This is a genomic window from Nitrosomonas ureae, from assembly GCF_001455205.1.
Classification (GTDB): Bacteria; Pseudomonadota; Gammaproteobacteria; order Burkholderiales; family Nitrosomonadaceae; genus Nitrosomonas; species Nitrosomonas ureae.
The window spans coordinates 2632202-2645949 of sequence record NZ_CP013341.1 but is presented as its reverse complement, the minus strand read 5'-3'; the positions used below and the strand labels follow the sequence as shown (position 1 = coordinate 2645949).

The following is a 13748-nucleotide window of genomic DNA, read 5'->3' as shown; positions in this document are numbered from 1 at the left end:
GGAACCGGTTCCCGTGAATGATTTGCTAGAATAAAGCGGGTTGCTCTATTACCTGGGGATGTTTATTTCTGTGGAGAATTTTAGAGATTTGGCGCTCAGTCAGTCCATACTTGCGCGCAACTTTTGATCGGCTGAGAACTTTCTTGTCGTTGAGTATCTCAATATTTCTTAACTCTAAGGTTAACATTTGAGCTTTAGGGATTTCTATTCTGTCATAACCCCCGAACTTTTCACAAATTTTTGTGGCTGAATCGATGCCAAGAACGGCAATCAACTCATGCCCTACTTTGAGCTTTCGGGGTATATATACGCTGGTACCGCCATAGTGACGCACGAGTTTCAGCGTGTCAGAAATGCCGATTTCCTGCGCTATTTCTTGCAGGGTTTTTGGCAGCAATGAGATGTTGATATCCGACGTCATGAGATGCTATTTATCAGGCAATATCCATGCACGAATAACGATAGCGTGATCTCGCACCCAATCCAGCGATAGACCGATAACAACAAGTGTGCCGACCACAATTCGGCCAGCAAACATATACCTTTTCATATCCGCTACGTCTTTCATCATTTGTTCCTGGTTGTGCAGCATTACCTTGATCTGCTCAGGAGTCATTGGACATGATTCGGTGGCATGATCTGATCGTCTTCGTCTTGGTGTAAAGTACATTTTTATACCTCCACAATGCGTTTGGACGCGCTGTATCGTTGGAAAAATGGAAGTGTTACAGATAAATCCTGGTCTAACTTGCCGTATATTTGTTGTGATAATTGTTCTTCCGTGATGGGACCGTTTCCAGGAACAAGACTTATGAACAATGGCTGACTTTTTCCAATAGATCGAAATAAATTGTTAAGCGCTGCTTTATCCTGAGCATCCATGGCTTGCATGGAAAATTCCATCGCGCGTGTGATGGTGCCGCGATCGGTTATCAGATCACCAGCCGACGTTCTCATCCCGGTTGTGGTATCGATGAAATCAGTCTTGGCACCATAATCAGCGTTTTCATTCGGCTCCCAGAATTTACCGGCAATGATTCGGCTGATTTCAATGTATCCGTCCGGATTACCCGCGCTGGTTAATTCAATCTCCATTCTTTCAACACCTGAAACGGAATTAAAGAAAGCAGAGACGTGCGCTCCGCCGCCGTAAGCAAATGAAGCCGAACCGATAGAATCAAATCCAACCGGAGGGTCGTAATTGTAAGTAACCGGAATCGCGCCCGTATCATGTAACAGAGTACCGGCAGCTGGGTCATCATAAAGTGTGATCTGGAACGTGGATCCCGCAATCAGGTTTGTAAATGCCAGCGCTACGCCACTGATTTCCTGAGCGCTTGCCCAAGTAATGATCATTTTTGGTGACGAGAGATCTACCGACCTCCAGGTTTTAGCTTTTTGATCATCTTTGAGGTTGCTAAGCTGATGTCCGATAACGGATCCCGGAACTGACATTGCGGCCCCGGAGTGATCGTCAAAAATATTTTTGTACAATATTCTAAGATTTGACATTTTTATTGGCTTCTTCCAATTCAAGCTCAGTTTTAGCTATCGCCGCGGCAATGGCTTCTTTCTTGATTTTTTCCTGCATGATTTTTTCGCGCTCCGCGACAACGTTCGCACGTCCCAGGTCAACGAATTGCCATAAGTCTTCTTTTCTGAACACGCCGGCAGGCTTGGTTTCTGTAGCGGCCATGAGATTGTCGTAACCGACGCCTTGAATGATGAAGTTTTCATAGTTCTGTTCTTCGGCAGCTTTAAACTCACCATCCGGCAAGATCGTGCCAAATCCAACCATTACCCGAACCATACGACCAGGCAAATGGTGCTCATAAGCCACAATGTCTTCATCTTGATCAAGTATTACTTCACGCTTTCTGGACATCTATAACCCTCCCTTTACGTTTGCCGGATTTCAATAAATTAACCTCTGCTGATAGTTCCTGGATTGCTTTTATGATGGGAGAAACCAAGCCGTTGTAATCCACTCCTCCGGTTCCGTCATTATTCAGGCTGGCTAATGAGTCTTTTCTATTTCCCAATAATTTAACGACTTCTTGATATATCAATCCGTGCGCAAGCAACTCTGGATTTTCAATCATTCTGAACGTTCTTGCGGTAAGTGAATTAATGAAATCCAAACCCAAAAATTCATGTTCTATTTCTGTTTTAAGTCTGGCGTCAGAAATATTTTCGATATAAGCAAAATTAGATGTGCCTCTCGTTCTAACTGTGGCCGCCAAAGAGCCAGTCACATTCAAATTAAAACCATTCCCAGAAACAGTACAAGTTCCAGTGTTGCAGGGCACAATGTTGCATAAAGCCGATGCATGTTTTCCGTCAACCATGTCAGCATTAAGATTTGTTACCAGTGTTGTATTTGTCATGGTCATTCGACCGCCAACATATAGAGCTACGCCACCAGCTACGTGTGTTGCTCTTACGCCAGTTGCATTAACGCCGGTTCCTTCTCCAAAGACGCCATATCCGGTGGAGGAAGATCCTTTCAATCCGGAGTCAGTAGAGCCGTTTCCGGAAAATGCCGATACCCCATTATCAGCTGTGCCGTTCAAGTTTGCGTGCAAAGATGCCTGCCTGCCGCCCAAAGTTGCCGAACCGGTAAAGCTTCCGTATCCAGAAATGGAAATGTCGCCACCGCCAACAATATCTCCGCCGAAACTTGGGTTGCCTGAAACCGGTATATTTACCATTAGCACGCCAGATTGGTACATTCTGAACCCGTTAGCATCGCCAACCCATCCAGTAGATGGATTGCTGCCGACTACCGCGAGTTGGGTGCTTTTCAGAGATTTGATGTATTCGCTACTGGAATTCAATGCATTGAATCCACGACCTGCACCGGTAACTTGGTTAGCGTTTGTACGAAAAAAAGTCACGCCATCATTGATATCATCCAGATCACCGGATATTTGGGTGAGATTAACATTGTGTGGATTTCCACTGGAAGAGGCATGCGCAGCTGCGTTTGCTGCATTTGTAACGACAGTATTGACGGGGGTGCCGCCAAGTGTGCCATTAACATTAACATTCGTACCCAGATTGACAGAAATGGTGCGTGGAGTATCCGCTTGCAGGAAAGCATCAAGATCGTTGAGGATCGCGGCCATTACACAAATACCTCGACCTGCGAGTACAGGGTTGACCAGTCTATGGACAGTCCGATAACCTGACCGTCCTTGCCGGAATCTAGCCCGAAGCGCGGATAAGTCAATGTCACAGCTCGACCAAGAAATAATTCAACAAGTCTGGGTTTACCGGTAAAAGTAATTACAAAACGAGGTGTTTTATAAAGATTAAGCGATCTATTACCCTCATTGATTGAATCCGATGCAGTAAGTAGCAAGGTATCAATTGGTATGGGCTCACTGTCAAGCGCGTAATTTGATTTTACTGTTGCATCCTCTACAGTTACGCTTGCGTATTCAGACGCATAGATTTTCTTATGTGATTCTGGAATGCCGGTCAGCAATTCTGGTTGAATAGTCCAATTCTTATTGTAATTAACCTTGAATGCCGCCTTGACAGGCAACTTTTTGGAAATTCTGATTGTGTTTTCAAAGATATCATCCGGGCCAATCTCAAACGGGGTGCCGGGTGCCGGTAGTTCAAGTTTTAGTAACTGCAATTTCCCGAGTCGGGACATAACTAACTGCGCACCAACGCTGGACGCAAGCTGGTTGCATATGCCTAGGGTATTCTCACGCGCACTGATATAAATCCCAACCGGCTGAGGATTGGCTGAATCGAAGGCCGATAATTGGGCAGAATCCAGATCTCCGGAAGTGAATTTGTTGGCGCCACCGTAATTTTGTACGATTCTTTGGATAATCGATGCAACTGTAGTATTCCATGATGCAGGTTTATCGCCTTGTACGCTAAGTGTGACTTTGCCAAAAGGTTGTACAGTAAGTGTAAATTTTCCATGCGCAATATCATTAACCAGTCCAACAGGAACGCCATTGACACGAACCTCAAGATTCTCTTCTATGGCGGATTGATGTGTCTGAAATTCCAGCGTAGCCGGGTTGCTCAATAACGGCGAAACATTGAAACATTCACCGAAACACAATGGAATAATCTCGTTTTTATTGGGCGTGGATCCACCCAGTTTTGTTTCTGTGATGGGCGTATTCAACCGCTGCAACTTGTCGCGCACTTTGATGTTCAGAGTTTGCGCTGATCGGCTATCAATATCTTCAATGGTACCGCTGAATATTGTCACAAAGTCGGAGCGTAACCAGCGCACGTCACCGGCATAGATGTTTATTGCTTTGTTAACCCAGATATCGTTTAACCAGCTATCAAGCGCTCCGTCAACATTGACGAGCTCGACGTCTCCAAATGACATGGAAGGCGAAGAATCTATGCTCATGCGCTCTATTAGCTGGATTGAATTCGCTGAAACGATCGGCTCATAAATCCTTCCGGCCACATCATCTGAATAATTCTTTGTAGACAAATAATGGGTAGTATTCACGCCTGCAATATTCGATACAGCCTCGACCAGAATGCACCTGATCGCGGTTGTGTCTTGGAGCCAGGCTGTGAAATTGACTGCCATAATTAAGCTATCAATCCCACTTGTCGAGATTTGCCTTTAATTGTCAGGCATTGCATGCGGTTTTTCCCGCTAACGATTGAGCAATGCACCCAACCGGAATTCGGAATGCCAGAGGTGTAATTCTCGAGTATTAGCTGGTCGTAAATCAGGCTGGTTGATATCCAAGTAGCCAGGTCATAGTTTGAAATACCCGGTATCTCAAAATCAACCGCCTCTCCGCGAATATGCTGTGATGTATTACCGCTACCGATAGCCTTGTTCAATTCCGGACACCGGAAACCGCTGCTGGGTTTAAATGCTGCATGGAAATGATCGCGCACCGGTTCAAGAATCCTGCAGCAAACTATTTTCAGTCTTTCAATAACTTCATCAGGAGGTGTGTTATCAATTCCTAGCTCCACCGCTTTGTCAGAGTGAATAAGCTCACCAAGGGTGAAATGAGGTGAAAGGTTTTGATTAATATTCATTTGTTATATTTAGATAAGTTTTCTAATTGAGCGTCAATATCAGCACAGTTACTACCATTCGCAGACATTGTTGCGCGCTTTTGCTTAAGTCTTTTTATCCAGTTTTTAAGTAGACCGGGAGCAATGTATTTATTATTCAGAACGGGTTTCTCCATTTTTTTACTCGTTTTATGCAATTTTTGGTTCTCTTGATTCATTCCACTGCCTGCGGTTTTCAACTTCAATCAAAGCTTCTGCAATTACCTTGGCGTTTTGTTTGTTTGTGATATCTGTAGCAGCGATCATGTCGCCAGTTTGTTCATTTTGCTCTTGTCGCAGTTGCACGATTTCTTCGCGCAACTTCCTAATCTCATCAGTCGTTGATGATGGAACAATGGCTTCAGCACGGTGAACCATGGCAAGACCTGATTTTTGAATAAAGTCAGTTCCACGAGCAAATGATTGCAATCCGTTATCCCGGACAAATTTTTCAATGTCGGTTAGGGATATTCCGGACACGCTGGATAATCTTCGGGATGAAATTCCATTGGCGCGCGCGGCGTTGTATATCGCCATCGGATTGTTTCGATTGGCATTTACGAAATCGATAATCTGTTTATCAGTAACGCTGGCCCCACCGAGGGATTGGTTGAGTTTAGAAATGTCATAACCCGCAGCTGATAACTGACCGCTTGAAACTCCGAATTCAGCCGCTTTAGTTCCCACCTGCTGAGGTGTCAATCCAGGATTGGCAGCAAGATAATCTTTGATCGTTTGAGTCGATATTGATGGATTACCCGCACCCTTCAAACTTGTGGCAACCAACTCTTTAACCATATCGGCAGTGGTTTTGGTATTTTGGTTAATATCAACCAGATTGCCTACACTGTCGTCGAGCGCTTTCAATTGCTGCGTAGTGATATCCACTTGGGAAAGTGCAACGCCCTCAGCATTTTTGAGAACGCTCTGAACCAAATTAAAATCACTGACAAACGCAGCAGAAGATGCGTTGTAGGTTTGGCTGGCCTTCAAGAATTCTTGCGCAACATTGGGCAATTTGGCCAGCGCGTTTTGATCGCCGGTGGCTGCTTTCAACCGCACTTCGTTGAATTGTTGTCTCGCCTCATCCAGTTTTTGGCGTGGGGTTAAAGGCGATAACTCTCCGAGCAATAAACTTTGCCGGAAATCTCTCAATTGGCCGGCAAGATCCTTGAATTTAGAAATCGTGCCTTCAAGTTCTGAGCGCTCTTTTTGGTAGGTGGAAGTCAGTTCATTTCTGATATCCAGCAAAGAACGCTCGTTTTCGACCAAACTATTTGTGCTTTGATTGAGCTTGGTTCGTAGTTTGTCTACATTGTCGAATTTCTCGATGACGTCAAGCAAACCAATATACTGATCTTTAGTTACGCCACCAACGGCTCCTACACTTTGAACAAGCTTCGTGAATTCATCGCGCGTAATCGAAGCTGAAAACCCAAGCTTGTTCATCTGAATGGACAGATCTTCAAACATCACCTTGAACTTGGTTGAATCGTCTACAAAGTTATCGATGAAGAATCCGATTTTCTGGCCAGCCGCATCCACACCACCTAATTGATCAACAACTTCCGTGCGGAATGTAGCAGGAAGGCTAAGAATTGCATCACGCGCCTCTTTCAATGATCTACCCGTGGATAAGGCAGCAGTATTCAGCACATCGAACTCTGCACTCAATCGGGAGAGCGTTTGGATATTCGTCTCGCCTGATTTGGCTATTACATCAATTTGGGCCAGGACTCCCCCGGCGATTTCATTGCCCAGGTTATCCAGTAATTCTTGAATCGCTTCTTCGGTTAAGCGCTTGCCTTTTTCCGATCTCAGGTCAATTTCTTTGGAGAAATTGGTTACTGAATCTGTACTCAGCCCAAGATTGTCAGCGAATCCTTTGACAGAAGTGCCGAACCCTTTGAGCGTGTTATCAAATAGATCAAGGAATGCAGCTTCATTCGGTGATGCTTGCTCACGGTGCTTATTGCCGACAAACAGTCCGCCTTTTGCCCGGAAAACGTCGGTAACTCTACCGTCAAAACCTTCTCCGGATGCCTTGCCTATGAGTGCTTCCTGACGGAATTTAAGCGGCCCGTGTCCGAACAGTAAAGCACCCAGGCTTCCGATCACAGGAATAGAATCAATAATTTTGCTACCTGTTGATTTATTACCGGCAAGCATTCTGAATACCACATCGGCGATCGCTGCCACCGCAAGCGGTCCCGCAGCTGCGGCTACGGATGAACCCAGTCCAGCTGCGGCCCCCATTCCTGAACCGCCGATTGCGGTACCAGCGCCGCCGATAAATGCCGTCCCCGCACCACCGGCAGCGCTAAATACTCCGGCGCCGGTTCCAGCCAAACCAGCTCCAAATGCCCCCACCGATCCTGGCAGCATAGACAATCCCCGCCCAACCAAGGATGGAATACCAAACCCGCTGCGCAAACCTGACTTTAAGCTATTGCCCAGACTTGCTATGTTGAGGAAGTTTGCCGCGCTGTTGCCAGAGGATGATGCACCGCCGCCAAATCCTGAATTGAAGAGTGATGAGATACCCGATGATTGAAGAATCTTAAACGCCGCAAATTCAGCAATCATCCTGCGAACAGCATCCGCAACACCGCGCACCATCCCTTCAAGACCGTCATCAAAGGGATTGAACAGGAAATTGGCTAGTGAAGTTTGGATATTCCTCGCGCCCTGGATTGCAAACTGATCCAAGCTTCCGAATACATCCCGTCCGGTTTCTTTTACCTTGAATAATTCATCATTGGTTTTGGCCAATACCCGGTTGTAGGTTTCTTGCGACAATCCGGCTTGCCGTAAGCGATCGAGTTCTTGAGTTGTGGCCGCGAGTCTTTCTTGTGGGCTGGCAACAGATTCAGTAAGTGATTTAACCCTTTGCAGATCTTTTTCAAGCGCAAGAGCGGTTTCCTGTTTTTGAGAAAGTTGCGCATATGCATTCGCGCTTGCCATGATTTCCAATCGAAGTTTCTCGTTTGGAGCTTTGGACGCAGCATTAGCAGCGGCAAGCATTTTTCTCTGAATTGCATTTAAACCGATTTCTTTTGATTCAAGCTTCAGGGAATCAATAACCTTTTGAGCGCTGTCTACCTCTCGTTTAGCATCGTTTTGGCGCTGTAGAGATAATCTTTCCCGCTCTTTTGCCTCAGCCTTGAGTTGTTGCAAAACCTCTCTTGGCAATTCAGGTTTGGAAGTTGGCGTAACAATGCTCTTAATTTTTTCCGGTGCGATTAGCGTGGTATCTATTGGCGCCGGTTTCGGCAAAACTTCTTTATCAAGATAATCAACTAATCCACTTAATGCTTTGGGGCCGGTTGGCAAGAAATCCAGGAATGAATCGATAGCACCGCCGACAAATGGTAATTGTTTGGTTTTAGCAACCAGCCTACCCACTGCATCGGTGGATCTATCAACCACAGATACAAATTTAGTGACAAAATCAATGCCACTGGAAAATACGTCAATTAATCCAAGCCTGCCGATGGAAAGCTTCAAATCAAACAAGGAATTATCCATGCGATTGACTTGCGCATTCAATCCCTTGGCTGCTTCGCTTGACTGGGGCCCAAACGTTCTTTGCCATTCAGCAGCTAGTTTGGGCAACAAGTCAGCAGCAAGAAGCTCGCCTTTCTGCAACATGCTGCTTAATTCTTGTCCGGTAACGCCTAAAGCTCTGGATACGGTATTGAACGTACCCGGCACCCGTTCCGCTATTTGTAACAGTTCTTCAGTGGAGACCTTATTTTTTGAGATGATTTGCTGGACAGCGGTTAACACGCCGCCGGTATTGTCAGCGGATAATCCCAGAACCGTTGCAGCTTGCGCAACACCGATAAATATATCGCGGGTTGCCTGACCTTCTAATTGAGTACCTTTTGAAGCAGCGGTAAGTTTTGCGTATTGTTCTGCGGTAGATGAAAACTGTAAACCAAGCCTATCCGATTCTTCACGCAGGAATGCTATCTCTTTAGTTGCAGCCTGAACTGATCCGGTTCCGAGGATTAAAGAATTGGTGAACCTTTCATTTGCAATTGAGGCATCCAGAATTGCGCGACCGCCACCAATCACACCATGGAACGATACATAAGCCGCAGCAATGCCAATAATTTGAGTTTTGAGCGTACCAATAACATCGATATTACTTTTTGCAGCAGATCTGGCTTTATCGAATGCATCGATCTGCCTGATGCTGGCATTTACTGATTCCCTTTGACTTGCATTTAATTTGAGTTGTGCAGCATCGTAAGATAGTAATTGCGCCCGAGTGAAACCCAATGTTTCCGCTTGTCGCTTCAGGCTGGCTACAAAATTATCCCCTTGCAGACCCATCCCGCCCAGGCTATCGGCGGCTCTTTTGGCGCTATCTGCAATATCATCCAGAGTACGCTTGACGGTTTTTCCGCCGCGCTCATTGATGACGATATCGTAATTTTCGGTAGTCACTTTTTAGGTTCGCTTTAGTAGGGAAGCTTCAACGCCTGTTTCAGTTGCAATTCCATCCCTTATGGCCTGCTCAATGAATCCCGCAGCTGCTTGCGGAGAATGACCTTTATTAAGATCGTCGATATACGGGAGGTTGATATTGATGTGAATTTCTTGACCAAACTCTCTGCCTTGCAGTGCACTTTCAGCTTGCGCAATTGCGGCCTGAGCATTCGCTCCGGCTGTGCTTCCCTTTTTTCCTGCAAAGTATGGTGCTTGAATTTCTGAGGCGGATGATTCTCCGACAGTTACCACCACAGAGGATTTGGCGCGACCTGTATCGACCGGCATAGCTTTTACAATGAGAGCATCAATAGCAAGAGCGACACGAATGGTTTTTTTATTCTGATTAACCAAAATCGTGTCGCCGTGTTCCCTCAGTTTCTTTGATAAATCACCGAAGTCAGCCATTTACTTGCTTTTCCTTTTCGCTTCAGCCCATTCACGATAAGCCGAATCAAGCTCGTTAATGTGATATTCAATGTCATCACGTTGAGCTTGATCCGTAATTCCTATCCGATCGCAATATTCCATGATGGTCATCCATGAAATGCTGCCTATCCCCCCGAAACTTGCAGTGCGGCATGTATCAAGCCGGTGAAACGCAACTAAAAACAACTCAAGTCCGCGCAGTAAAACAGGTGCATTCTTTATTGCTTTAGGAAGCTCCCTACCCTCCCTTACGCACTGTTCAATAATTGTTTTTTCTGATTTGCCCTGCTTTAGCGTGTAAAGCAGGACATCTGCTAGTTTTTTGCGTCTGCTTCCCGGTCTGCGATCCGGAACAATTGCATTTTGTTGGTCTGAATCTGAAAATCAGTGAACAAGTCAGGCAAATCAGCGAACGCATTAATCACGTTTTCTTCGGTGTATGGCAGTATTGATCCGTCAGGACCTTCTATCCCTTGCTTCCATTTGCCTTTTTCATCCTGAACTTCCCAGTTCAGAACAACCGCTTTTGCGTAGAGTCGGCGATTAATTTCACGCTCTTTTTCCACCGGCAAAATTTCTTGTTCAATCAAACGTCGAACCGGTTTGGTGAGAAATTCATGAGTGCGCACGAATTTACTGTTTGAACTACCGGCGCGCGCTGCGGTTATGCGGAATGTGCCGTAGTCCAACGTAATACCTTTCTTTTCTAATTCCTTGTCAGTGCCGAATTGTTTGTACATGCTCATGATTATTTCTCCCGATAAGCAAAAACTACCAAAAACTACAATTAATAAATATGCCGCGATATGGGGGTTACACGCTAAGAACAGTATTAGTCCCATATCCAGCATGCTTGTTATACCTCTGCCACGTCCGGCAAGTAATCAAAGAACGTGATTGATGCCGTGTAATCCAGATCAGGCGAGATACTTGCCGCCGTTGCCGCATCCATGGTTAATGGCAATTTCACCGCCTCATCCAGCTGAATATTCGGGTTTCCACCGCCAAGCGATATCAGTGGAAGATCAATTGCAAAACCGGCATTGTCTTTCACCACAATTGCGTCGATCGTGATATCTTCGTTATTGCGGATTGAATTAATGGCTTCGATGTCGGTAAAGTAAGCTGTCACATCACCAGTAACCGCGAAGGTTCCGGCGGAGATATCAAATGCCCCCAGAACGCCTACAGCTTTGGCTGGTTTATGGTTGTTTGATATGGATAGATTTAAATCCGTAACGAATGAAAAGAATTTCGCTGCGGCCTCATCTGTATTAGAAACCTTTGCCATCTTGATGCGCTTCACATCCGAGCTGGTGTTATAAGCATCAGAATCTTCCAACGTTGGCCGGTTACCCGATTTCAATCCAACGGTGCTTGCTCTGGTTTCGGAATCGGTAGCAATGAAACTGATGTTGTTAGTAATCTTTGTGGCGGTACCGATGCTGATATCGAGTTTGTCTGCCAAACATCCTTTCATGTACAACGCCTGGATTTGTGAAGGCTGAGCGGTATCCGGAGCGCCTAGTGATAATTCAAGCTGGTATGTTTTACGAACGATATTCACACCGGTTTCATTTTGCAATTTGCGTCCAAAATAAATCCGAACAGTTTTGCTGGTACCCGCATCCGTGACCATGGTGCTGTCAGATTTATCCAGCTCTAAAAAATCTGGATCAATTAAGCGGATTCTCTTAAATCCGGAATTAACCGCATTCAATGGATTCTGAGCTTCTTCGTCGCCGCCAATATAAATCCATTCGCCAACTGTGAGTCCTAACGTTGACATATCGAAGGCAGCAGATACCAGCTTTGGCAATGATCCGCTGACGTCCACAGTAATGTCCCCGGATGCGAATTGATGACCGACCACAACCAGCTTACTATCCGCAGGCGGAGAAGCTTCAGTAGTCAATGTTTCTGCCACAGCAATGGATACATCAGGATCAACCGCCGTTACGCGATGCAATCCGCTGTTACTTGCATTTGTAAATTTGGAACCGAAAACAAGGGATCCGACCAGGAATCCGGTAGTGCTAGCAAGTTCGTAAGTATCGTCCCCTGCCTGCACGGTTACAGAAGGAATATCGGTTCTTTCGGCTTTGGTCCGGTAATTGGCATAAAACACGCCTTTTAACAACTCTTGGAAGTTAGTTTGGGTGAAATCCGAACCGAAGCTTGCGGACGCTTCCAGATCAGTTACAACACCTTTTTTACGCTGGCGCCCGTCAGTAATCGGGTTACGAACCAGAGTCGTGATTTTGGATCCAATATCACCATAATCGTTGGGTTCGGCTGGCACCCAGTTTGGCGTGACTGGCAACACATTGATGCTTTCTTCTTCAGCTATCCTAAGCCCCGTGATATTGCTATCGATCTTATTTACATTTGTTGCCATTTTTCAGCACCTCCACTTGATTAAATAACTTCGTCGTATTCAAACTGAACAAACACGCATATCAAGAACCAGTCCCCGTGATTTCCCATCTCTTTGAGCTGGATCGATCGGAACACAACTCCGTCAATGGTTTTCCCCAAGAAAGCAAGCTCTACACTCCTGGCCAATGTGTAGGCTTCCTCAGTACCGGATCCAATGCGCACATAGATTTCACAGTTAAACCGGCCTTTTCTTCCCCAAAGTTTTTTTCCATCAGCCCCCGCAAGACTTAATTGTTTCCCGGCTTCATGAACAATATTTACGAATGCCCAAGGATTCGTTTGTTTGATTGGTTCTACTTCAGGGGTCTTCCCTGGCCAGACAGCCGGATAGCTCGCATTGACTGACCAGGCAGCATTGAAAGCTCCGAATATCGCGTCAGCAGCTTGCTGTTGCGTGGTCATCAGCTCTCAACCCCGATGTAATAAAGCAGCGTTGTGTCAGCCGGTTTAAGCTTTTCAATAAAACTGATCTTCGATTCCTGATCGCCATCAATCACGACATGGTATTGATCGAAATCTTCCGGGGTATCCTCGCCCGGCTCGGCAATAAAAACGCTCTTGGTATTCTTGTAGAGTTCGATTGTTTCGCTGCGAATACCTAGACTACTGGCCGATGAAAGCGGAATATTCACAGCTGAAATGGTTGTGCGGATCGTATTCTCAGGATCGCGCGGATTGGTAGCGCTTCGCCAAGGTTTACCTTCGATCGCGCTATCCGGATCAAGGGTTGATAGCGTGATTTGTCGGCCTTTAGCTCGTATTCTTGCCTTGACCTTGGCTAATCTGGCAGCGTAATCCATCACACATAACAAGTGGCGCCGCCACTGCTTTTAACAAAAACAGACATTAACGAATCGGCTTTGGGGTATGGCCGTGCTAATAAATATCCGGCTTGGTATTTTTTGGTTTCCGTTAAAGGTCCGGTGCCTTCGGATTCTTCAATCAAGATTCTCCCGCTGCTATCAACAATAGGATTGGGCATCAGAATTTGAGATAATGAGATCAGAGCATATTCACAGGTAGCTATTCTTAGTTCTTTTGGTGTTCCGGAAAGCAGCCTACCCTCTTCGTCATAAATATTGATCCTGGGGAATAATAAAGCTTGTGTATCGGGAAATTGCAATCTCCCTTTCAGATTTCCGCGCCATCTGATCTCGATGTATTCCGTTCCGGCTCTCATGGCAGCTTCTTTCACCTCACCGCTGCCAGACCAAGCTGAGATTCCAAGGGCGGCAAAATGGGCATCAGCATTTTCAACGCTTTCGTATGAGTTAGCGTCTGCCATGCCGGTGCCATCTTCGACTATGAAAGCCATT

At 45.8% G+C, this 13748-nt stretch carries 16 protein-coding genes; all 16 read right to left on the bottom strand.

Features of this window, described 5'->3' with window-relative positions; genetic code table 11:
* Window positions 1-25 precede the first annotated feature (25 nt).
* The 16 genes from ATY38_RS12300 to ATY38_RS12230 all read right to left on the bottom strand — a co-directional run bounded on the left by ATY38_RS12300 (window position 26) and on the right by ATY38_RS12230 (window position 13747).
* The gene (locus ATY38_RS12300) at window positions 26-421 is read right to left on the bottom strand and encodes a Mor transcription activator family protein (protein WP_062559564.1); all 396 of its coding nucleotides are present in this window, start codon (window positions 419-421) and stop codon (window positions 26-28) included.
* Window positions 422-427: 6 nt separating this feature from the next.
* Complete coding sequence (locus tag ATY38_RS12295; RefSeq protein WP_062559563.1) at window positions 428-670, bottom strand: hypothetical protein; 243 nt, start codon at window positions 668-670, stop codon at window positions 428-430.
* Window positions 671-672: 2 nt separating this feature from the next.
* Complete coding sequence (locus ATY38_RS12290) at window positions 673-1512, bottom strand: hypothetical protein (protein ID WP_062559562.1); 840 nt, start codon at window positions 1510-1512, stop codon at window positions 673-675.
* Window positions 1499-1885: a hypothetical protein gene (locus ATY38_RS12285; protein ID WP_062559561.1), complete on the bottom strand. Its 387-nt coding sequence runs from the start codon at window positions 1883-1885 to the stop codon at window positions 1499-1501. Before ATY38_RS12285 ends, ATY38_RS12290 begins: the two co-directional genes overlap by 14 nt.
* Entirely contained in the window at window positions 1869-3128 is a 1260-nt protein-coding gene (locus ATY38_RS12280) for a tail fiber domain-containing protein (RefSeq protein ID WP_062559560.1), read from the bottom strand. The genes ATY38_RS12285 and ATY38_RS12280 overlap by 17 nt, the downstream gene beginning before the upstream one ends.
* A complete protein-coding gene (locus ATY38_RS12275) occupies window positions 3128-4582 on the bottom strand; it encodes a hypothetical protein (RefSeq protein WP_062559559.1) in 1455 nt (484 codons plus the stop codon). The genes ATY38_RS12280 and ATY38_RS12275 overlap by 1 nt, the downstream gene beginning before the upstream one ends.
* Before the next feature lie 2 nt (window positions 4583-4584).
* Window positions 4585-5049, bottom strand: a complete 465-nt coding sequence (locus ATY38_RS12270) for a D-Ala-D-Ala carboxypeptidase family metallohydrolase (protein WP_062559558.1) — start codon at window positions 5047-5049, stop codon at window positions 4585-4587.
* On the bottom strand, window positions 5046-5246 hold the full coding sequence (locus tag ATY38_RS12265) for a hypothetical protein (protein WP_062559557.1): 201 nt from the start codon (window positions 5244-5246) through the stop codon (window positions 5046-5048). The genes ATY38_RS12270 and ATY38_RS12265 overlap by 4 nt, the downstream gene beginning before the upstream one ends.
* Window positions 5218-9522 carry a tape measure protein gene (locus ATY38_RS16870; RefSeq protein WP_062559556.1) on the bottom strand — a complete coding sequence of 1435 codons (4305 nt, stop codon included), beginning with the start codon at window positions 9520-9522 and terminating at the stop codon, window positions 5218-5220. Before ATY38_RS16870 ends, ATY38_RS12265 begins: the two co-directional genes overlap by 29 nt.
* Window positions 9523-9525: 3 nt before the next feature.
* Window positions 9526-9972, bottom strand: a complete 447-nt coding sequence (locus ATY38_RS12255) for a hypothetical protein (protein WP_062559555.1) — start codon at window positions 9970-9972, stop codon at window positions 9526-9528.
* The gene (locus ATY38_RS17185) at window positions 9973-10257 is read right to left on the bottom strand and encodes a phage tail assembly chaperone (protein WP_470381949.1); all 285 of its coding nucleotides are present in this window, start codon (window positions 10255-10257) and stop codon (window positions 9973-9975) included.
* 50 nt (window positions 10258-10307) lie between these two features.
* Entirely contained in the window at window positions 10308-10739 is a 432-nt protein-coding gene (locus tag ATY38_RS12250) for a hypothetical protein (protein ID WP_062559554.1), read from the bottom strand.
* A 110-nt stretch (window positions 10740-10849) separates the two neighbouring features.
* Window positions 10850-12391: a phage tail tube protein gene (locus tag ATY38_RS12245; protein WP_062559553.1), complete on the bottom strand. Its 1542-nt coding sequence runs from the start codon at window positions 12389-12391 to the stop codon at window positions 10850-10852.
* Window positions 12392-12411: 20 nt separating this feature from the next.
* A complete protein-coding gene (locus tag ATY38_RS12240) occupies window positions 12412-12834 on the bottom strand; it encodes a hypothetical protein (protein ID WP_062559552.1) in 423 nt (140 codons plus the stop codon).
* Entirely contained in the window at window positions 12834-13235 is a 402-nt protein-coding gene (locus ATY38_RS12235) for a hypothetical protein (protein ID WP_143023462.1), read from the bottom strand. The genes ATY38_RS12240 and ATY38_RS12235 overlap by 1 nt, the downstream gene beginning before the upstream one ends.
* Window positions 13232-13747, bottom strand: a complete 516-nt coding sequence (locus ATY38_RS12230) for a DnaT-like ssDNA-binding protein (RefSeq protein ID WP_062559550.1) — start codon at window positions 13745-13747, stop codon at window positions 13232-13234. Before ATY38_RS12230 ends, ATY38_RS12235 begins: the two co-directional genes overlap by 4 nt.
* Between the last annotated feature and the right edge of the window lies 1 nt (window position 13748).